Source organism: Corallococcus exercitus (assembly GCF_042231735.1).
GTDB lineage: Bacteria > Myxococcota > Myxococcia > Myxococcales > Myxococcaceae > Corallococcus > Corallococcus exercitus_B.
On record NZ_CP102577.1, the window covers coordinates 3546212 to 3565809 of the forward strand.

Below are 19598 nucleotides of genomic sequence, written 5' to 3' on the forward strand. Positions count from 1 at the left end.
GGCAGGCCCGGGGAGGCCGCCCCACCCAAGCAGAGACACCAGGAGACGACATGGCTGGCGACGTGATCAACATCGGTGATTCGGACTTCCAGAAGCAGGTCCTGGAAGCGCAACAACCCGTGCTCGTGGACTTCTGGGCCACGTGGTGCGCGCCCTGCCGCGCCATCGCGCCCTCCGTGGAGGCGCTGTCCGCCCAGTACAAGGGACAGGTGAGGTTCGCGAAGCTGGACATCGACATGAACCAGGACACACCCCAGAAGTACGGCATCCGCTCCCTGCCCACCCTGCTGCTCTTCAAGGGCGGCAAGGTCGTGGACCAGATTGTCGGCGCGGTGCCGAAGGCGCGCATCGAGGACGTGGTCCGGAAGAATCTCTGAGCCCCCGTGTTCCCGGTGAAGGGCCCGCCCTGGGCCCGCCCTTTCGTCCCCTCCCACCCGTGACGCGCCTGGCCTTCAGTGCCAGGGTTCGCGCCCGGTGAGAGGGGACGCTTTCGTCTGTGACCCTCAACCAGACACCCGGGCGTGACATGGCTCGGGGTTCGATATGTCTGTAGAAAGACAACTCACCGCGACGGTAAGGGCTTTCACTTACCGGGTGCCGCCTGCCCCCTGACGAAGACGTTTCTCTGTACTTGAGACAAACGCCTGACCGGCACGGCTGGACGATCCTCCCGTCATGTTTTGTTCAACAGACATTGAAATTGCATTACGAGTCAAACACGACCCCAACATGTCTTGTTGACAGAGTTCGCCACACCAGACAGAAGTCATGAGTACACGCCTGTCTTGATTGGCGAGTTTCAACAGGAGTTTTCATGGCACGCCTTCGCAAAGAATTGACTACGCAAGCACCGCTGACCCCTGCCCTGACGTCATGGGCGGAGGCGCTGGGTGATGCGATCGGCCGCGGCATGCTGCGCGCGCTGAACACGGGGATGCCGGGCATGGGCGCCGTCACGGCGTCGCCGGGCAACGGCGCGGTGATGGCGGGACGCCGTCGCGGCCGTCCCCCGAAGACGGTGGCGGGTGGGCCGGTGCCCATGGACCGCCGCTGCACGGTGAATGGCTGCACCCGCGAGCAGCGCTCCAAGGGCCTGTGTTCCGCGCACTACCAGGCCGAGCGCCGCAGGCAGCTGGCCACCGGCAAGCCGGCCTGAGGGCCGCGCACCGGAGCCCTACTCGCCGCGCCAGGGGTCTCCGGGCGTGGTGGCCTTGAGCAGCTCCCAGGCCGCCATCACGTCGATGACCCGCTCCAGCTCATTGGGCAGGGAGCGGGCGCGCTGGGACTTGAGGTAGTCCTCCGTGAAGGCACGCAGGCGCATGCCCAGGAAGAGCCGGGCGAGCGCCACCTCCGTCTGACCGGAGAAGTCCAGGAAGCGCAGGGCGAACCCGCTGCGGCCCTCCTCCTCCGGGCCGCGCTCCTCGCGGACGATCTCCGCGCGGGCCTCCACGGGCGCCGCCCCCTCCTCCAGCGCGAAGCGCGTGCGCACCACCGTGCCCATGGGCAGGAAGAAGGTGCTCGCGAGGAAGGCGCCGCTGACGCTCACGTTGACGGACACGAGGTTGGCGGAGAAGCGCCGGCCGCCCGCGCCGTCATCCACCCAGAGGTCGAAGTGCGTGGCCAGCCGCGCGCGCGGGAAGTGCCGGTGCTCCGGCTCCCCCTGGTTCATCTCGATGCGGGGCGCGGCACCGGGCACGGGCACGTTGCGGGAGGCCCCCACCGGCGGGACGAACGGCCGGGGTGTCTGCGCGCCCTCCGGCTCGCGGACCGCCGTGCCGGCCTTCACCGTCGTCGCACCCTTTCGCTGCACCGCCATCGGAAGCCTCCGGCCGTCAGAACATGTGACGGCGCATGCTGATGTTCACCAGCAGCCCGATGCACAACATCACCGACAGCATCGAGGAGCCGCCGTAGCTCATGAGGGGCAGCGTGATGCCCGTCACCGGCAACAGGCCAATGACCATGCCGATGTTTTCGAACACCTGCCAGAAAAGTGTGGCCACCACCCCCACCGCGACGAACGCTCCAAAACGGTCGCGCGCGTTGAAGCCCACGCCCAGCCCCAGAATGAAGATGCCTCCGTAGAGCAGGAGCAACAGGAGACAGGAGAAGAAGCCGTGCTCCTCGGCCCACACGGAGAAGATGAAATCCGTGTGCTGTTCCGGCAGGAAGCGCAGGCCTGTCTGGGTTCCCTCGCGCCAGCCCTTGCCGGTGAGCCCGCCGGAGCCCACGGCGATTTTTGATTGCGCGGCGTGGTAGCCGCTGCCGCGCAAATCCGCTTCGGGGTCCAACCATCCGGAGATGCGCTGGCTCTGGTGTTTCTTGAGGTGGTGGCGCACCACGGTGGTGCGCGGCTCGGGCATCTCCCGGACGTAGTCGTTCCAGATGATGAGGCCGCCCACCAGCACGCCCGCCACCAGCGTGGCGGCCAGGTACCAGCGCACCTTGCCGAAGAGGATGACGGTGCCGGAGGACAGGAAGATCATCAGCGCGGTGCCCAGGTCCGGCTGCACCAGCACCAGCGTGAAGGGCACCATCACCACCAGCACCGGCTTCCACAGCCGCACCAGGCCGTAGGACGGCTGATTGGGCTGGAAGTCGTCGTGGTAGACCTTGGCCAGCATCAGCACGACGCCAATCTTCATGAACTCCGCGGGCTGCAGGCGGAACGGGCCGATGGCGAACCAGCTCTCCGCGCCCTTGGCGGTGTGGCCCACCACGCGCAGCGCCAGCAGCGCCAGGATGTTGAGCACGTAGATGGGGAAGGCCATCCGCTGGATCCAGCGGTAGTCCACCAGGCACACCACCAGGACCGCGCTCAGGCCCACGGCGAGGTAGAGCGCCTGGCTGGTCCACACCGGCGCCATGGGGGGCCGGGACGCGGACGCCAGGTTCCAGATGCCCAGCGCGCACACGCCCAGCACGCACACGACGAGCCCCCACGGCACGTGGGGCATCATCCGGCGCTCAATCCGCAGTTGCACTGTCGTCTCCGGTTTCCGAGGGCGGCTGGATGGGCTCGCCCGGCTGGCTCACCCGCGCCGGGGGCACCACGGTGCGCGTGAGCGCCGCCGCATCCAGGCTGGGCGCCGGCGGCAAGGACGGCGTGTAGGGCTGGTTGGCGCGGGGCGGCGGGGACGTGGCGTCCTGCGCCTTCAGCTCGAAGTACTTCTTCATCACCGCCATGGCCGTGGGCGCCGCGTCCACGCCGCCGTGGCCGCCGTGCTCGTTGAGCACCACCACGGCCAGCTCCGGCTTGTCCGAGGGCGCGAAGCCGGCGAACCACGCGTGGTCGCGCTCGAAGTAGCTCATCTGGTGCGTCTTCAGGCGCACCGTGCCGATGCGCGCCACCTGCGCGGTGCCCGTCTTGGCCGCCACGAGGAAGTCCGGGGGCAGGCCCGACTTGAGCTTCGCGCGGTACGCGGTGCCGCCGGGCTCCTGCGCCACCGCCTCCAGGCCCTCCACGATGGCCTTCAGGTGCGCGGGGTTGATGTCCACCTTCGACACCACCTCCGGCTTGAACTCCTCCATCACCTGCCCGTCCAGGTTCTCCAGCCGCTGCACCATCTGCGGCTTGTAGAGCTTCCCGCCGTTGGCCACGGCCGCGTACACCAGCGCCAGCTGCAGGGGCGTCACGTTGTCGTCGCCCTGCCCGATGGCGCTGTTGAGCGCCATGCCCTTGGTGTAGCCGCCCGGTGAGGCTTTGTCGTGGTACGCGGTGGACGGCATGATGCCCGGCACCTCCGCCACCACGCCGATGCCGGTGGGGCGGCCCAGGCCCAGCGACTTGCCCATCTCCGCGATGGGGTCCAGGCCGATGGTGTCCGCCACCTTGTAGAACCACGCGTCGCACGACGCCTTCATGGCGCCCCGGCCGTCCAGGGGCCCGTGGCCGCTGTCCTTGTGGCAGCGCCACACGCGCGCGCCCAGCCGGTAGCCGCCGGAGCAGCTCACCACCGTCTCCGGACGGAACGCGCCGGACTTGAAGGCCGCCAGCTGCGTCACGACCTTGAACGTGGAGCCCGGGCTGTAGTGCTCCGCGGCCACGCGGTTGATCATCGGGTGGAGCGGGTCACGCGCCAGCGTGGCCATCTGCGACGGCGTCACGCGGCCCGTCAGGAGGTTGGGGTCGAAGCCGGGGCGGGACACCAGCGCGCGGATGAAGCCGGTGTTCACGTCGATGGCCACCACCGCGCCCGTCACGCCCGGGAACGCGCGCTCCGCCTCCTCCTGCAGCCGCATGTCGATGGAGAGCACCAGGTTGCTGCCGGCCGTGGGGGGAATGACGGCGTTCTCCCCCAGCTTGTCGTTGAGCTCTTCAATGGTCTGGCCGCGCGCGTTCACCACTTCCTTGCGCACGCCGTCCTGCCCGCGCAGCTTGGATTCGAAGTAGCGCTCCAGGCCGCGCCGGCCGATGTAGTCCCCCAGCGCGTACTTCGCGCCGTCCCCGTTGAGGCGCTCCAGCTCCTCCTGGGTGATTTCGTTCATGTAGCCCAGCACGTGCGACAGCACCGTGTCCGCGCGGTAGTTGCGGTGCGGCACGGGCACCACCTCCACGCCGTCCAGGATGTCGCGCCGGGCGTTGAGCCGGTCGTATTCATCCCGCGTGAGGTCCACGCGCACCGGCACCGGCTGGAAGGGCGCGTTGCGGCGGCTCACGCGCACCAGGTCTTCAATCTTCTTGCGCTGCTCGGGGTCCCACTGGAGCAGCTCCGCCAGGCGCGGAATCACCTGCTCGAAGCAGTCCGTGCAGAAGGCCGGCGTGACGAAGGCGTCGAAGGAGGGACGGCTGTCCACCAGGATGGTGCCGCGCGCGTCCTTGATGACGCCGCGGTCGGCGCGCAGGCGCACCTCCTTCACGAAGTTCGCCACGCTCTTGGCGGCGTACTCCTCATGACGGATGAGCTGGAGCCGGTACAGCTGGATGGCCAGCGCCACCATGCCCAGCGACATGGCCAGGCCCAGCCACAGGAAGCGGCGCTTCAGGTCCCGGCCCGGCGTGGTGTTGCCAATGGTCGGAGGCGTCAACGGAGCAACCCCGCCGGGCGCTCCTGCGCCACTTCAAACCGCTTGAACAGCGGGAAGAGCAGGAGCGCCGCCGCGCCCGTGAGCGCCAGTTGCACCGGCATGCCGGAGAGCAGCGGCGCCGTGGAGCCGTCCTTCACCGTGAGCCAGGTGAAGAACGTGGACAGCAGGCCGTGCCCCAGGTCCGCGCCCATGGCGAACAGCGCGAAGGCCACGGGCCCTCGCACGTCCACGAAGGACGCGACCAGCCGGCCCACGAGGAACGTGAACACGGCGAGGAACGTGAAGAGGCCCGTGGGCTGGCCGCTCATCAGGTCCAGGAGGTAGCCCACCGCGAAGGCGGAGCACGCCCCTTCCGTGAGGCTCGCCCGGAGCGCGAGGAAGGCCACCAGCACGACCGTGACGTCCACGCGGCCCAGCACCAGCCCCGCCTGCTGGACGAACACGGACTCCAGCGTGAGCAGCACCAGCGCCAGGATGACGGTGACAAGGAACTTCATTTCTGCGCGCCTTCCGCCGACGCCCCGCCAGAGGCCATCGCGCTGTACGGGCTGCCCACCACGAGCACCTCCTCCAACCGGCTGGTGTCCACCGCCGGCTGGATGTCCGCGCCCTGGAACATGCCGTGCTCCTTCTTCTCCAGCTGCGTCACCCGCCCCACCACCAGCCCCGGCGGATAGATGCCGTCCGTGCCGGAGGTGATGATGAGGTCGCCGTCCTCCACGTCCTCGGTGCGCAGCATGTTCTCCAGCGTCAGGGGGCCGTTGCCCGCGCCCGCCGCCGTGCCGCGCGCCCGCGAGCGCTGCACCCGCACCGCCACCCGGCTCTGCGGATCCGTCACCAGCGCCACGTCCGCGTAGCCGCCCGTGGACCGGATGACCTGCCCCACGATGCCGTCCGGCGTCACCACCGACATGCCCCGGAACACCCCGTCCTTCTCCCCGCTGCTGATCCGCACCGACAGGAGCTTCGCCACCGGGTTCACGCCCACCACCCGCGCCGGAATCTCCGGGCCGGGCGCGGCCTCCGCGTACGCCAGCAGCTTGCGCAGCCGGCCGTTCTCCGAGCGGGCCTCGCCCAGGGCCTGCACCGTCGCCCGCAGCTGGAGGTTCTCCAGCCGCAGCGCGTCATTGTCCTGACGCACGCCGCGCAGGTCCAGGTAGTTGCGCACCGCGGCCACGGCGCCGTCGATGCCGGCGGTGAGCCCCTGCTGCACGGGGGCCGTGAGCGCGATGACGCCCCGGTCGACGAAGTTCGGGTCGCGGCCGCGCCGCCCGCCCAGCAGGAAGGCGCCGAGCGGGTACAGCAGGAGGGCGGCCACGAGGAGGAAGCGGCGGTACCGCTTGAGAAGAGACAGCACGGACGGGGGCTTTCCCGGGGTGGGCGGACGGCGGTGGTGGAAGGGGGATGGGAGCGGGCTAAGCTGGCTGAATCGCTTGCATTTTCCGGTCTGTTGTCCTAGGCAGTCAAGGCCCGGATGAGGGGGTGTTGACACAGATGCATCCCCACCGGCCGGGCTACCAACAACACGGCGCCGCGAGACCTTCCGCAAGGTGAATCGCGGGCGCTTCCGACCGTGAAGTGACGACAATGGACGGTTTGAATCCCCGGAAGGTCTTCTCCCTCCTGTTCATCATCGGCATCGCCGTGGTGTTCACGCTCCAGTTCGGACCGGGCAGCAACGGGTTCGCCGACACGGGCAGCGCTGCTCCCACCGCCAGCGCCGTGGCGACGGTGAACGGCAAGGAGATCCCCCTGCGCGACTTCAGCATGGCCTGGTCGCGGCAGATGAACTTCCTGCGCTCGCAGGGCAACCCCATCCCGGAGTCGGTGGCCCGCCAGTTCGGCCTGGACAAGCAGGTGCTCGACCGGCTGGTGAACGCGGAGCTGCTCGCCCAGTCGGCGGAGCGCCACGGCATCACGCCCTCGGATGAGGAGCTGCGCAAGCTCATCCACGAGAACACGGACTTCCACACCAAGGAGGGCGCGTTCGACTTCGCCCGCTACCAGCAGGTGCTGCGCGACTTCTACCGCCGCACGCCGCAGGAGTACGAGCAGGAGCTGCGCCGCCAGATGGCCGCCCAGAAGATGATGGACGTGGTGCGCACGGGTGCCGTGGTGTCGGACGACGAGGTCCGCGCGCGCTACGAGAAGGAAGGCAACCAGGCGAAGCTGGTGTTCGCCCGCTTCCTGCCCACGATGTACGCGGACAAGGTCCCCGCGCCCACGGCCGCGCAGCTGGCGGAGTTCCAGAAGGGGCACGAGAAGGAGATCGCCGACTACTACTCGGCGAACGCCTTCGTCTACAACGTGCCGGAGCGCATCCACGCCCGCCAGATCCTGGTGAAGGTGGCCCCGGACGCGACGGCCGAGCAGAAGGCCCAGGCGAAGGCGAAGGCGGAAGGCCTGCGCAAGGAGCTGGAGGGCGGCAAGGACTTCGCCACCGTGGCCAAGGAGAGCAGCGACGACGACGCCACCAAGCTGAAGGGCGGCGACCTGGGCTGGGTGGAGCGCACCACGTGGGATCCGGCGCTGGCCAACGCGGCGTTCGCGCTGAAGGCCGGGGAAGTGACGCAGCCGGTGGAGTCCGCGCTGGGCGTGCACCTGGTGAAGGTGGAGGAGAAGAAGGAAGCCCAGAACAAGAAGCTGGAGGACGTGAAGGGTGAGATCGCCACCAGCCTCTACAAGCAGGAGCAGGCGAAGGGGCTGGCGAAGGCGGAGGCCGACAAGGCGCTGGCCGCGGCGAAGGCCGGCAAGTCCCTGAAGGAGCAGTTCCCGGTCCCCGCCGGCCAGCAGCCCGCGCTGCTGCGCTTCGAGGCGGAGACGAAGCCGGAGGCGGTGGAGACGGACAGCTTCACCGCGCAGGGTGACTCCGTGCCGCACCTGGGTCCGGCGCCGGGCCTGGTGAAGGCCACCTTCGAGGCCAAGGGCCCGGCGGTGCTGGACGAGGTCTTCACCGTGGGCGAGGCGAACGTCGTCGCGCAGGTGGTGGAGCGCGAGAAGCCGGACACCGCGGGCTTCGACAAGCGCAAGGAGGAGCTGCGCACCCAGGCCCGTCAGGCCAAGCAGATCGAGCTGACGGAGTCCTTCCTCAAGTCGCTGAAGAAGAGCGGCAACGTCGTCACCAACACCGAGGCCATCGACTCGGTGCTGGGCTCCGCGGGGTAGTCACCCGCCGGAGCGGGCGTAGGGGACCTCCATGGGGGTCCCCTCCGCCGAAGGGGCCTCGGCGACGGCGATGCCGTCCCGGCCCCGCCCCTTGGCCGCGTACATGGCGAAGTCCGCCGCGCGGATGAGGTCCGTGGAGGTGGTGGCATGGTCCGGGAAGGACGCCACCCCGACGCTCGCGGTGAGCGCCACGTCCAGCCCCTGCTCGCGCAGGAAGCGCTGGCCGCGGAACGCCTCGCAGATGCGCTGGGCGATGACCTGCGCCCCTTGCGTGTCCGTCTCAATCAACATCACCGCGAACTCGTCGCCGCCGTAGCGGAAGACGGCGTCCAGGTTGTGGCGGCCCAGGCTGATGAGCAGGTCCCCCACCTCCTTGAGCGTGGCGCTGCCCACCAGGTGCCCGTGCCGGTCGTTGATGGACTTGAAGTGGTCCAGGTCCAGGAACACGAGCGACAGCGGGTGGCGGAAGCGGGCCGAGCGCTTCACCTCCTGCTCCAGCTGCGCGCGCAGGTGCCGCGCGTTGAAGCAGCCGGTGTGCTCGTCCGTGATGGTGAGCTCCTGCACGCGGCGGAAGTTGCGCGCGTTCTCGATGGCGATGGCCGCGTAGTCCGCGATGGCGGACAGCGCGGTGAGGTCGTCATGCGTGAAGCCGGGCTCGGTGGGGCCGTTGACCAGCTCGATGACGCCCAGCACCCGTTCGCGCGCCACCAGCGGCACGGCGAGCAGCGAGCGGGTGTGGAAGGCGGAGGCCTCGTCGAAGCGGGGCGCGAAGCTGGAGTCGCCCGCCACGTCGTGGACGAGCCGCGCGACGCCGGAGGAGAACACCGCCCCGGCGATGCCCTCACCCGGGTTGAGCTGGAGGCCCTTGAGCGCCTCGGCGCCCTCCCCCACGGCGATCTCGAAGTAGAGCTTTCCGGTGCGCTCGTCCTGGAGGATGAGGGACCAGTTGCGCGGCCTGAGCAGCGCGCTGACCTTCTGCATCACCAGCGCGAGCACTTCGCGCAGCTCCAGCGTGGAGGTCAGCGCCTTGGCCATCTCGTTGTAGGCGGCCAGCTGCTCCACTGTCCGCTTCATGGCCGACAGGAGGTCCGCGGGGTTCATCGAGGTGCCCTCTGGAGCGCAAGTCTGCTAAGGCCCGCGAGCGCGAAACACCCCGCACCCGCCCATGGATCCAACCGCTCTCTTCGTTCTCGCCTCCGCCTCGCCCCGGCGCAAGGATTTATTGGCCCAACTGGGCCTTCGCTTCACCGTGGCGGCAGCGGATATCGATGAAACGCCGATGGCCGGAGAAATTGCGCGGAACTACGTGCACCGGCTGGCCGTGGAGAAGGCCCGCACGGTCGCCACCCGGCACCCGGACGCATGGGTCCTGGCCGCGGACACCACCGTGGCCCTGGGGTCCGAGCTGCTGGGCAAGCCCCGGGACGCGGCGGAGGCCCGGCGGATGCTCACCCGGCTGTCCGGCCAGGTCCACGAGGTCTTCACCGGCATCGCGGTGGCCGGCCGCGCGCAGGCCTCCGAGGTCGTGCGCACGCAGGTGACCTTCCGCACGCTCTCACAGGATGAGATTGCCTGGTACGCGGACACCGGCGAGCCCCTGGACAAGGCGGGCGCCTACGCCATCCAGGGCAAGGGCGGCTTCCTGGTGCAGGGCATCGACGGGAGTCCCTCGAACGTCATCGGCCTGCCGCTGGGAGAGACGCTGGCGCTGCTCACCCGCGCGGGCGTCCCCCTGCCCTGGACCGGAGGCCAGCGATGAGCGGCAGCGTGGCGGACAACCTGGCGCGGGTGCGCGAGCGCGTGGCCAGGGCCTGCGCGAGCGCGGGGCGGCCGGAGTCGTCGGTGACGCTGGTGGCGGTGTCCAAGCTCAAGCCCGCCGCGCTCATCCGCGAGGCCTACGCCGCGGGGCAGCGCGACTTCGGGGAGAACTACGCCCAGGAGCTGCGCGACAAGGCCGAGGAGCTCAAGGACCTGGAGGGCCTGCGCTGGCACGCCATCGGTTCGCTGCAGACGAACAAGGTGAAGTACGTGGCCCGCGTCGCGCACGCCTTCCACGCGCTGGAGCGGCTGGACGTCGCCGCGGAGCTGTCCAAGCGCAGAGCGGGCTCCTCACCCCTGCCCTGCTACGTGGAGCTCAACCTGGGCGGAGAGGACACCAAGCACGGGCTCACGCCGGACGCGCTGGGCGGCTTCCTCGCGCAGGTGCGTGAGCTGCCGAACCTCCAGGTGGTGGGGCTGATGGCGCTGCCGCCGCCCACGGACGACGTGGCGCGGATGCGCGAGGGCTTCGCGCGCCTGCGCGAGCTGGCGCAGGCCCATGCGCTGACGGCCCTGTCCATGGGCACCACCCACGACTTCGAGCAGGCCATCCTGGAAGGCGCCACCGCCGTGCGCGTGGGCACCGCCATCTTCGGCGAGCGGTCCTAGAGCCTGGGGGGCCTGACGCGTCCGCGCGGGCTCACAGCTCCCGGAAGCGCAGCCGTCCCTCCTGGTTGACCAGGGCCTTGAATTCGCAGCCACAGTAGTTGCAGCGCACCTCGTCCCCGTCGGTGAACGTGTCGTCCACGGGGTTGTTGGCGTTGCAGCCGGGGCAGTCGAATTCATCGAACACGCGGCTGCCGTTCCCCGCGCCCGCGTCCTTCGCGAAGTCGTCGTCGTCGAACTGGAAGTCGTTGGCCATGGGCCCGGACGCTAGCACCGGGCCCCCCGTCCGGGTGTGCCCTGCTGGGCATGCAGGCGGGCGCGGTGGACTGTCCGCCATTTGTCAGCGGCCCGTGCAGGCGTGTACCCCTGCGGGCCGCCTTTCCGTCCCCCGCCTGTCTTTTCCCGGCGTGTCTGGAGGGCGGCCGGACGGCTTTGAATGCTGTCCCACGGCCGTCCGTCCTGGAAATGTCCGGTGGTGGGGGCGGTTGCGCAGCACGGTTGGCTTGGGCGGGCCGGCCACCTAACTTGCAAGCAAGGGAGCACACCCGATGCGCAGTCTGTCCAACTGGGGGTTCACGGCCGCGGTGGTGGGACTCATGGGGTCCGCGCTGGCGCATGCCCAGGAGCCCAGCGGTACGGCGTTCGGCCCGGGTGAGCAGGCCCAGTACCGGGTGCGCTACCTGGGGCTGACGGCCGGCACGGCGACGGTGACGGTGGGCGCGCCCATGACGCAGTGGGGCCAGAGCGTGTGGCCCATCGTGTCCACGGCGAAGTCCGACGACCTGGTGGGCGTCTACCCCATCAAGAGCCGCTTCGTGTCGTACTGGGACGCGAGCGCCCAGCGGGTGACGGGCAGCGACCTGCATTCGGAGGAGAACCGCAAGCGCCGCCGCCAGCGCATCCAGCTGACGGCGGACGGCACCGGCGCGAAGGTCATCAAGCAGAAGGAGAGCGACCCGCCGCGCGAGTCCGACCACGCGCTGACCCAGGGCACCCTGGACGTGACGGGCGCGACGTTCGCGCTGCGCGGCCAGGAGCTGGCGGTGGGCCGCTCCTACGAGTACCCGGTGTTCACCGGCAGCAAGCAGTTCACCATGCGCGCCACGGTGGAGGGCCGGGAGACGGTGACGACGCCCGCGGGCGCGCGCGACACCTTCCGCGTGCGCGTGCACACCGAGTTCGGCGGCAAGCTGGAGTCCAAGCGCGACATGGTCGCGTACCTCAGCGCGGACTCCCACCACGTGCCGGTGCGCATCGAGGCGGACTTCGCGCTGGGCACCATCGTGGCGGAACTGACGGACTACAAGCCGGGCCGCGTGGTGACGGTGGCCCGGGCGGACAACTCGGGCGACTGAAGCGTCGTCCGCCAACCAGGGGAAGGCAGGGGGCATGGGCGTGGGTTGGGCATGGGCAGTGGCGGCGGTGCTTTCCGCCGCGCCGGGCGGCGTGCAGGTGGTGTCGCCGCTGGTGAAGGTGCGGCCGGACGCGACGCCGAAGGGCGCGAAGGAGGCCCGCCTCAGCGCGGCCCGGGGCGAGTGTGAAGGCACGCAGCTGGTGCTCCCCCAGGGCGTGACGCGGGTGACGATGCAGCCCCTGGCCCTCAAGGGGCCGGGTGCGCCGCTCACCGTGGACGCGTGGCGCGAGGTCTACCTCGACGTGAAGACGCCCTCCAACGGCGAGGGCAGGCCAGGGCCGTGGCCCGACGCGCTGGTGCCCCTGTCGGCGCCCGCCAATCCCAAGCACCCGACGGTCGTCTACGTGGAGGTCTGCGTTCCCGCGAAGCAGGCGCCGGGCACCTATACGGGGAGTCTGAGCGCGGCGGTGGACGGCAAGGACCTGCCGGCCGTTCCCTTCACGGTGGAGGTGCGGCCCTTCGACCTGCCCGCGACGTCGTCGCTGCCCAACAGCTTCGGCATCTCGCTGTACAGCATCGCGAAGGGGCACGGCATCCCGGCGGACTCACCGGAGGCGAAGGCGCTCCTGCGCGCGTACGGCAAGGCGCTCCTGAAGCACCGCGTGAGCGCGCACGGCATGGGCATGGACCCGCCGCCGGTGAAGTTCCAGGACGGCCGCGCGGTGCTGGACTGGACCGCGTACGACGCGGAGATGGGGCCCTTCCTGGACGGAAGCGTGCTGCCCTCCGGCGCGCGCTTCACGACGGCCGACGTGCGCGACAACCGCAAGGCCTCCACGGACGCGGAGAAGACGGCGTACTACCGCGCCTTCCAGAAGCACTTCGAGGACAAGGGCTGGAAGGCGCAGCTCTTCTTCTACGCCAAGGACGAACCCAAGGCGGCGGACGTGCCGCTGGTGAAGGCGCAGGCGAAGCGCGTGCGCGACGCGGGCGGCACCATCCCCGTGCTCGTCACCACGGCGTTGGACCCCGCGTTCCAGGGCTCGGTGGACATCCTCACGCCCATCATCAACTGCTTCTATCCGCGCACGGGGCCGCAGACGTGCCACTTCGTGGCGAACACCGCGACCGCGCGCACGCGGCTGCCACCGCGCGCGAAGGTGTGGTGGTACCAGAGCTGTATGTCCCACGGCTGCACGGGCGGCCCGCCCCCGGACAAGGCGCTGGACAAGGCGTACAGCGACTGGGCCTCGTACATGGTGGACCACCCCGCCCCGCTCAACCGCGCCATGGGCGCGATGGCCTTCGAGAGCGGCGTGGACGGCGAGCTCTATTTCGACACCGTCTTCGCCTACAACACGAAGAAGGACGTCTGGGCGGACCTCTTCGAGTTCGGCGGCAACGGCGACGGCACCCTCTTCTATCCGGGCACGCCCGCGAAGCTGGGCGGCACGGAGCACCAGCCCGTGGTGTCCCTGCGGCTGAAACACATCCGCGACGGCCTGGAGGACTACGAATACCTGCGCCTGCTCACGTCACTGGGCGACGGCGCCTTCGCCCGGACGGCGGCGAAGCGGCTGGCGAAGTCCGGGTACGAAATCTCCCGGGACCCGGCGGAGTGGGAAGCGGTGCGCAAGGAAGTGACCGAGCGCATCGTGAAGCGGCAGTCGGCTGAAGAAGCGAAGCGCTCCGGACGTCGGACTTCCGGGGGAACCCCGTAGTCACTCCCCCCTGGGAGGAAGCAGAATGAACGCCATGCGCAACCTCGTCGCGGCCTGCCTCGCCTTCAGCGCCCTCAGCGCCATCCCGGGTCAGGCCCAGGAGGCCCGGCCTCTCCCGCTCAGGTCCGTCCTGAGCCCCTCCACGAAGGTGCCCGCGGCGGACGCTCCCACGGACGCCGCGAAGCCCGCGGACTCAGCGGAGAACACCGGCGACGCGGCCGCCGCCGCCGCGCCCGGCGAGCCTGTCGTCGCGGTGAAGCCGTGCGACCAGGGCCTGCCCGCGCTGCGCCCGACGCTGGCCTTCAAGCCGGGGGAGTTGCTCGAGTTCGAAATGGACGCCATGGGCGCCAAGGCGGGCAAGCTCACCATGCGCGTGCAGCGCCCGGCCAACGGCGCGCTGCCGGTGCTGGTGGAGGCGCAGACGAACACGCTGTTCTCCAAGGTGCGCCGCGTGCGCGGCAGCGCGACCAGCTACCTGCACCCGAAGACGCTGCGCCCCTCGCGCTACACCGAGGAGGCCGTGGAGAACGAGCAGCGCCGCAAGGTGAACGTGGCCTTCGGCGCGCAGGACAAGAGCGTCAAGGTGGACTACCAGATTGGGGACCGCCCCAAGGGCCACTTCGACTACGCGTTCGACAAGGACGGCCTGGACGTCGCGGGCGCCATCTACCTCATCCGCCAGCTGCCGCTGAAGAAGGACCTGCCGGTCTGCTTCGACGTGTACGGCATCCGCCGCATGTGGCGCATGACGGCCACCGTGGTGGATCGCGAGCACGTGTCGCTGCCCCTGGGCGAGTTCGACGCGTGGCACCTGGCGGGCACCGCCGTGCGCCTGGACCGGCCGTCGCAGACGCGCGACGTGCACGTGTGGATTACCGACGACGAGCGCCGCCTCCCGCTGGCCGCCGTGGGCGCCATCGACCTGGGCGCCGTGCGCCTCACCCTGTCCGGCGTGAAGCGCCCCGGTGAGAAGCCCATGGAGGCCCAGGGCAAGGAAGACCTCAAGTGGTGACGCTGGGCTGAAGCCGCCGCACCGGCGCGCTTCCTTTCCGTCGCTGTCGCGGGACGGCCCTCAGCCGTTGCGGATCATCCCGGCGGCCTGCGACAGGCGGCGGCGCAGGTGCGTCACCGCCTCGTGCAGGTCCTCCAGGCGCTGGAGCACGTGCAGGTCCTCGCCCGCGTTCAGCAGGGCGACGGGCGTCAGCGTCTCGCGGTGGAGGGTCAGGAGCAGGTCGTGGAAGTGGGCCTGCACGTCGCCCAGGGCATCCAGGCCCTCGCGGAGGTCGTCCTCCACGAAGTCCAGGAGGACGCTGGCGTCCGCGCGAGCAGGCAGCGTCCGGGCCAGGCGCTCCACCGCCCCGCGAACGGGGTCGGTACGGCGCAACATCGCGGAGGGGGCGAGGGCTGCGACGGGAGAGGGCATGCCCGGGACGCTACAGGCCCGTAGCGTCCGGTCAATTTTCCCACTCCCGCCTTGGAGCAAGGCCCCAGGCCTTCGGACCCGCGCCGCACGAACCTGTCCGACTGTCGGACAGGTTTTGAAGCACCGCGCCCCGCCCCGCCTCGGTGATTGATTGGCGCCGCTCCCCGTCACAGGTGAGGGAGCGGCGGTGTTCCGATGCCCGTCAGCGCGCGGGGCCCGCCGCGCCGCCCGCGGGGGCCGGGACCGCGGCAGGCCCCGTGGCGGGCGCGGCGTTGGCCGGCGCCGGCGTGGCGGGCAGCGCGGTGCTGGGAGACGCGTTGAGCGGCGCGGGCGTCCCCAGCAGCGGCGGGGGCGTTCCCGTGTTCAGCGGCGCGGGCGTTCCCAGGATGGGCGAAGACGGCGTGCCGGAGGACTGCGTCAGCGGCGGCACCGTGGCGAGGATGCCCGGGCTCACCTGGCTGGTGCCCACGAAGGTGTTGAAGTCCGGCGCGGACACCTGCGGCGTGACGAAGCCGCCCACGGACACACCGCCCACCGTGGGCGGCGTGGCGAAGGTCCCCTGCCCCACCGTGCCGGTGGAGCCCGGCGGAGCGCCCGACACCACCGCCGGCGGATTGGTGGGCCCCGCCGGAGCGAACGCGCCGCTGAACGTCGGCGGCGCATCGGACGGCAACGCGCGCGCCGTGGGCGTGGTGATGGTCGTCGTCCCTGGCGCGCCCACGCCCGTGCCGGTGGCCCCGGCCGTGGCGCCCGTCGTCGCGCCCGTCGTGGTCGCGGGCCCCGTCGCCCCCGCCGTGGTGGCCGGTCCCGTCGCACCCGTCGTCGTCGCCGGCCCCGAGGCCCCCGTCGTGGTCGCCGGTCCCGTCGCGCCCGTCGTCGTCGCCGCCCCCGCGATACCGGTCGTGGAGGCGCCGCTCGTGATGCCCGTCGTTCCCGCCGTACCGCCAACGCCCGTCGTTCCCGCGGTCCCACTGCCGCCCGTGCCCTGCTGCGTCCCCTGGCCGAAGCGCGGCGCGGACACCGGCGCCACCGCCGCGGGGAACGCCGTGGGCGCCACGGGCGTCAGCGACGCGAGCGACGCGGGCAGCTCCCCCGTCGTGGGCACCACCGCCACCGACGGCACGCGCGCCCCCTCCACGTCGATGGCGACGTTGTCGAAGAGGAACTGGATGAACCCGCGCGGCTCGACCTGCGTCGGCAGGTTCCACACCACGACCACCAGCTCCGCGTCCCCGGGCCGCGCGTCACGCAGGAGCCGCTTCGTGTCGTCATCCGAGTACGTGCCCGCGTCCAGCGCCGCCGCATGAATCAGCGCCGAGTCCGTCACCAGCGTCCCGTTGCGCCACACGCTGCCAATGCCCCAGACGGCCATCGCCGCGTGCGCGCGCGTCGTGGCGCGCCAGCCAATGCCTGTTTCACCGTAGAGGGGGGTGCCCATCAGCACGCCGCCCTCAATCAGGTGCGGCGGTGGCGGAGGGAGCGGCCCGGCGGGCGCCCGCGACATCGCCTGTTTCGGAGGGAAGCCCGGCTGCGTCAGCTCCACGCGGTACTCCACGCCGCCCACACGCAGGTTCGCGGAGAGCTGCGCCTTGTCGCCAAAGGTCGCGTTCGCCAGGCCTACCCGGTCCTGCACGGAGAGGGACGCCTGTCCCGTGCCGCGCTCGGTCAGGTCACCGAATGGAAGCGTACCCTGGAAGAAGTAACCGTCCGGCCGCTCGGTCCTCGCGCTGGCCTCCCGGCCCTCGAACGTGAACCCGTCGCCCCCTGGCGCCGCCGCCAGGAATCCGGACAGCAAGATGCTCGTGATTGGACCCGCCATCGACGCTGCCTCCCTTGAAGTTGAAGGTAGGCAGCGGAGCGGGCCGTGGCACGCCCCGGGCTAAATCAGACCGCGGGCGCGGCGGATCTGCTCGACCGTCTTGTTGTACTCGATGTCGAAGGCGCTCGTGCCCTCCTGCAGGTGCTTCAGCCGCGAGCGGGCCTCCTTGTCGATCTCGTCGTCGACGTCCAGGTGCTTCTTCATGCCCTGGAACATCTTCTGACGCAGCACGTTGTCGGGGGAGTAGACCTCCTCGACGTTCCGGCTGATGAGGAGGAACTCAATCATCTGGTTGATGACGTACTCGATGCCCTCGTCCCCCATCTTGAAGCCGCGCACGTCCGCCATCTCGCGCTTCACCTGGTTGAACTTGGAGTAGTCATATCCCCGACGCTCCAGGGCCTCGCGCGTCGCCTGGTTCACACGCTCTTCGTTGGCGAGGTACTCGCGCATGATGGCGGAGAGATCCATCTCGGCGTCGGCCACGCGCATCGGCTCCACCTCGATGTCCCCGTCCTGCATGAGCTGCTGAATGGCCTCGCGCGAGATGATCGGGATCACCTTCGGATACAGCCTCATGTCGGTCCCTCGTCCTCTTCAAACGTGCTCGGATCTTCAACCGCTATAAATCAGCGCCGAGCATGGTCGCAATGAAAAACCCTAGGAACGTCGCGGGTTCCAGCGGCCAGTCCCCCCGGCGTCCGAAGCGGAACTTAATCATGCCGCACCGGGTGGCGACCCTCCATCCGCTTTTTCGTGCACGGGTTCGGAAGCATCATCCAGGGACGCCTCGCGCACGGGGTCCTCGGTGTCGTCCTCGGGGTCGCCGTGCAGGCCCGCGTGGACGCGCTCGGCCATCGCCGGGCCCACGACCTCGGCCAGCTCCTCGATGCTGGCGTCACCCACCCGCTTGAGAGAACCGAAGTGGCGCAGCAACATCTTCCGCCGGCCTTCACCCACGCCGGGAATGTCCTCCAGCGCCGAGCGCATGGCGCTCTTGCGCATGGACTTGCCCTGGAAGGTGATGGCGAAGCGGTGGGCTTCATCCCGCATGCGCGTGAGCATGAACATTTCCGCCGAGTTCTGGGGCAGGACGATGGGGTCCTTGCGGCCCAGCACGAAGATGCGCTCGGGGCTCTTCGCGCTCTCCGCGTCGCGGTCGAACACTTCCTGATCGCGGCTCTTGGCCAGGCCCACCACGTCCACGCCCTCCACGCCCAGGTCCTTCATGGCCGCGTGGGCGCTGGCGAGCTGGCCCTTGCCACCGTCGATGACGAGCAGGTCCGGCAGGTCGTTGTCCTCCAGCCCGCGCTTGAGCCGGCGGGTGATGACCTCGTACATGCTGGCGAAGTCGTCCTGCTTGTCCACCGTCTTGATCTTGTATTTGCGGTAGCGCGACTTGTCCGTCTCCCCGTCCGTCACGGCCACCTGCGACGCGACGATGGAGGAGCTCTGGAAGTGCGAGATGTCGTAGCACTCCATGCGGCGCGGGAAGTTGCGCAGGCCCAGCTTGGACTGGAGCCGTGACAGCACCGTGTCCGTCTCGTCCTTGGTGCGCTTGCGCTCCACGAACGCCTGCTCCGCGTTCTTCACCGCCATGTTCACCAGCTCATGCTTCTCCCCGCGCTTGGGGACGAAGACGCGCACGCGCTCGCCCTTGCGCTCCGTGAGCAGGGCCTCCAGGCCGTCGGTGCCGTCGCCGGGCTCCAGGGGCAAGAGCACCTCCTCCGGCACGAAGCCGCCCTGGTCGTAGTAGAGGTTCACGAACGAGGCGAGCAGCTCGTCGTCCGGGAACTCCTGGCTGCCGAAGGGGAAGGCCTGGCCGCCGTTGAGCCGGCCCTGCCGCACGTGCAGCACGTAGAACAGGATGCGGTCACCCTCGCGGAACAGGGCGAACACGTCCTGGTCCTTGAAGTCCGTGGTGGCCACCTTCTGGCGCTCCAGGCTGCGCTCGATGGCGAGCAGCTGGTCGCGCACGCGCGCGGCCTCCTCGAACTTCAGCTCCACCGCCGCGCGCTTCATGCGCAGGCGCAGGCCCTCGATGAGCTGCCCCGCCTTGCCCTCCAGGAACATGGCCACCTCGTCCACGCTCTTGCGGTAGTCCTCCGGGGACACCGGGTGGACGCACGGCGCGGGGCACCGTCCGATTTGATACAGCAGGCACGGCCGCTTGCGGTTGGCCAGGACGTGGTCCGTGCAGGTGCGCAGGCGGAAGAAGCGGTTGATGAGGCGCAGCGTTTCGCGGATGGCGCCCGCGCTGGAGTACGGGCCGAAGTAGCGCGCGCCGTCCTTCTCGTACTTGCGCACCACCTCCAGCCGGGGGAACGGCTGGGTGCGGTCCAGGCGCAGGGAGATGAACTGCTTGTCGTCCTTGAGCAGGACGTTGAAGCGCGGCTTGTGCTTCTTGATCAGCTCGTTCTCAAGAAGGAGGGCCTCCTTCTCGTTGTGGACGAGCACCGTCTCCAGGTCGCCCAGCATCGTGTCCAGCAGCGACACGAAGACGCGGGTGTCACCGGAGCGGTTGAAGTAGCTGCGCACGCGGCTGCGCAGGTTCACGGCCTTGCCCACGTAGATGATGGTCCCGCGCTTGTCCTTCATCAGGTACACGCCGGGCTCGGTGGGCAGTGCGTCCAGCTTCTCCTGCAGCCGGATGTCCATGATGGG

At 69.9% G+C, this 19598-nt stretch carries 19 protein-coding genes; 8 read left to right on the plus strand and 11 right to left on the minus strand.

Features of this window, described 5'->3' with window-relative positions:
* The first annotated feature begins 50 nt into the window (after window positions 1–50).
* On the plus strand, window positions 51–377 hold the full coding sequence (gene trxA, locus NR792_RS13645) for a thioredoxin (RefSeq protein ID WP_375760475.1): 327 nt from the start codon (window positions 51–53) through the stop codon (window positions 375–377).
* Between the two features lie 437 nt (window positions 378–814).
* A complete protein-coding gene (locus NR792_RS13650) occupies window positions 815–1156 on the plus strand; it encodes a hypothetical protein (protein ID WP_375760476.1) in 342 nt (113 codons plus the stop codon).
* 18 nt (window positions 1157–1174) lie between these two features.
* On the opposite strand, the gene NR792_RS13655 is transcribed toward NR792_RS13650, so the two are convergent.
* From NR792_RS13655 to mreC, 5 genes are read right to left on the minus strand one after another with little or no spacing between them, the layout of a single operon-like run.
* The gene (locus tag NR792_RS13655; RefSeq protein WP_375761615.1) at window positions 1175–1810 is read right to left on the minus strand and encodes a PilZ domain-containing protein; all 636 of its coding nucleotides are present in this window, start codon (window positions 1808–1810) and stop codon (window positions 1175–1177) included.
* Between the two features lie 22 nt (window positions 1811–1832).
* Window positions 1833–2960 (minus strand): rod shape-determining protein RodA, encoded by a 1128-nt coding sequence (gene rodA, locus NR792_RS13660; RefSeq protein WP_375761616.1) that lies wholly within the window; start codon window positions 2958–2960, stop codon window positions 1833–1835.
* 7 nt (window positions 2961–2967) lie between these two features.
* Window positions 2968–5028, minus strand: coding sequence for a penicillin-binding protein 2 (gene mrdA, locus NR792_RS13665; protein ID WP_375760477.1), 2061 nt, complete (start codon window positions 5026–5028; stop codon window positions 2968–2970).
* Window positions 5025–5525: a hypothetical protein gene (locus NR792_RS13670; RefSeq protein ID WP_374261540.1), complete on the minus strand. Its 501-nt coding sequence runs from the start codon at window positions 5523–5525 to the stop codon at window positions 5025–5027. The genes mrdA and NR792_RS13670 overlap by 4 nt, the downstream gene beginning before the upstream one ends.
* On the minus strand, window positions 5522–6385 hold the full coding sequence (mreC, locus tag NR792_RS13675) for a rod shape-determining protein MreC (protein WP_375760478.1): 864 nt from the start codon (window positions 6383–6385) through the stop codon (window positions 5522–5524). The genes NR792_RS13670 and mreC overlap by 4 nt, the downstream gene beginning before the upstream one ends.
* A 230-nt stretch (window positions 6386–6615) precedes the next feature.
* Between mreC and NR792_RS13680 the strand changes: the two genes are divergently transcribed.
* Window positions 6616–8193, plus strand: coding sequence for a SurA N-terminal domain-containing protein (locus NR792_RS13680; protein WP_375760479.1), 1578 nt, complete (start codon window positions 6616–6618; stop codon window positions 8191–8193).
* On the opposite strand, the gene NR792_RS13685 is transcribed toward NR792_RS13680, so the two are convergent.
* The gene (locus NR792_RS13685; RefSeq protein ID WP_375760480.1) at window positions 8194–9294 is read right to left on the minus strand and encodes a GGDEF domain-containing protein; all 1101 of its coding nucleotides are present in this window, start codon (window positions 9292–9294) and stop codon (window positions 8194–8196) included.
* A 64-nt stretch (window positions 9295–9358) separates the two neighbouring features.
* Between NR792_RS13685 and NR792_RS13690 the strand changes: the two genes are divergently transcribed.
* Complete coding sequence (locus NR792_RS13690) at window positions 9359–9952, plus strand: Maf family protein (protein ID WP_375760481.1); 594 nt, start codon at window positions 9359–9361, stop codon at window positions 9950–9952.
* Window positions 9949–10620 (plus strand): YggS family pyridoxal phosphate-dependent enzyme, encoded by a 672-nt coding sequence (locus tag NR792_RS13695; protein WP_375760482.1) that lies wholly within the window; start codon window positions 9949–9951, stop codon window positions 10618–10620. Before NR792_RS13690 ends, NR792_RS13695 begins: the two co-directional genes overlap by 4 nt.
* Before the next feature lie 31 nt (window positions 10621–10651).
* Here NR792_RS13695 and NR792_RS13700 read toward each other — a convergent pair whose 3' ends face one another.
* Window positions 10652–10873: a hypothetical protein gene (locus NR792_RS13700; protein ID WP_375760483.1), complete on the minus strand. Its 222-nt coding sequence runs from the start codon at window positions 10871–10873 to the stop codon at window positions 10652–10654.
* Window positions 10874–11165: 292 nt separating this feature from the next.
* Here NR792_RS13700 and NR792_RS13705 point away from each other — a divergent pair, with 292 nt between their 5' ends.
* The 3 genes from NR792_RS13705 to NR792_RS13715 are packed head-to-tail and all read left to right on the plus strand — an operon-like array spanning window position 11166 to window position 14704.
* Window positions 11166–11972, plus strand: a complete 807-nt coding sequence (locus NR792_RS13705) for a DUF3108 domain-containing protein (RefSeq protein ID WP_375760484.1) — start codon at window positions 11166–11168, stop codon at window positions 11970–11972.
* 34 nt (window positions 11973–12006) lie between these two features.
* Window positions 12007–13692: a DUF4091 domain-containing protein gene (locus NR792_RS13710; protein WP_375760485.1), complete on the plus strand. Its 1686-nt coding sequence runs from the start codon at window positions 12007–12009 to the stop codon at window positions 13690–13692.
* 25 nt (window positions 13693–13717) lie between these two features.
* Window positions 13718–14704 carry a DUF3108 domain-containing protein gene (locus tag NR792_RS13715; protein ID WP_375760486.1) on the plus strand — a complete coding sequence of 329 codons (987 nt, stop codon included), beginning with the start codon at window positions 13718–13720 and terminating at the stop codon, window positions 14702–14704.
* 60 nt (window positions 14705–14764) lie between these two features.
* On the opposite strand, the gene NR792_RS13720 is transcribed toward NR792_RS13715, so the two are convergent.
* The 4 genes from NR792_RS13720 to uvrC form a co-directional block, all read right to left on the minus strand.
* Window positions 14765–15115, minus strand: coding sequence for a hypothetical protein (locus NR792_RS13720; RefSeq protein ID WP_375760487.1), 351 nt, complete (start codon window positions 15113–15115; stop codon window positions 14765–14767).
* Window positions 15116–15317: 202 nt separating this feature from the next.
* Window positions 15318–16934 carry a hypothetical protein gene (locus NR792_RS13725; RefSeq protein ID WP_375760488.1) on the minus strand — a complete coding sequence of 539 codons (1617 nt, stop codon included), beginning with the start codon at window positions 16932–16934 and terminating at the stop codon, window positions 15318–15320.
* Window positions 16935–16994: 60 nt separating this feature from the next.
* Window positions 16995–17513 carry a DUF507 family protein gene (locus tag NR792_RS13730; protein WP_120527258.1) on the minus strand — a complete coding sequence of 173 codons (519 nt, stop codon included), beginning with the start codon at window positions 17511–17513 and terminating at the stop codon, window positions 16995–16997.
* Window positions 17514–17651: 138 nt separating this feature from the next.
* Window positions 17652–19592 (minus strand): excinuclease ABC subunit UvrC, encoded by a 1941-nt coding sequence (gene uvrC / locus NR792_RS13735; RefSeq protein ID WP_375760489.1) that lies wholly within the window; start codon window positions 19590–19592, stop codon window positions 17652–17654.
* Between the last annotated feature and the right edge of the window lie 6 nt (window positions 19593–19598).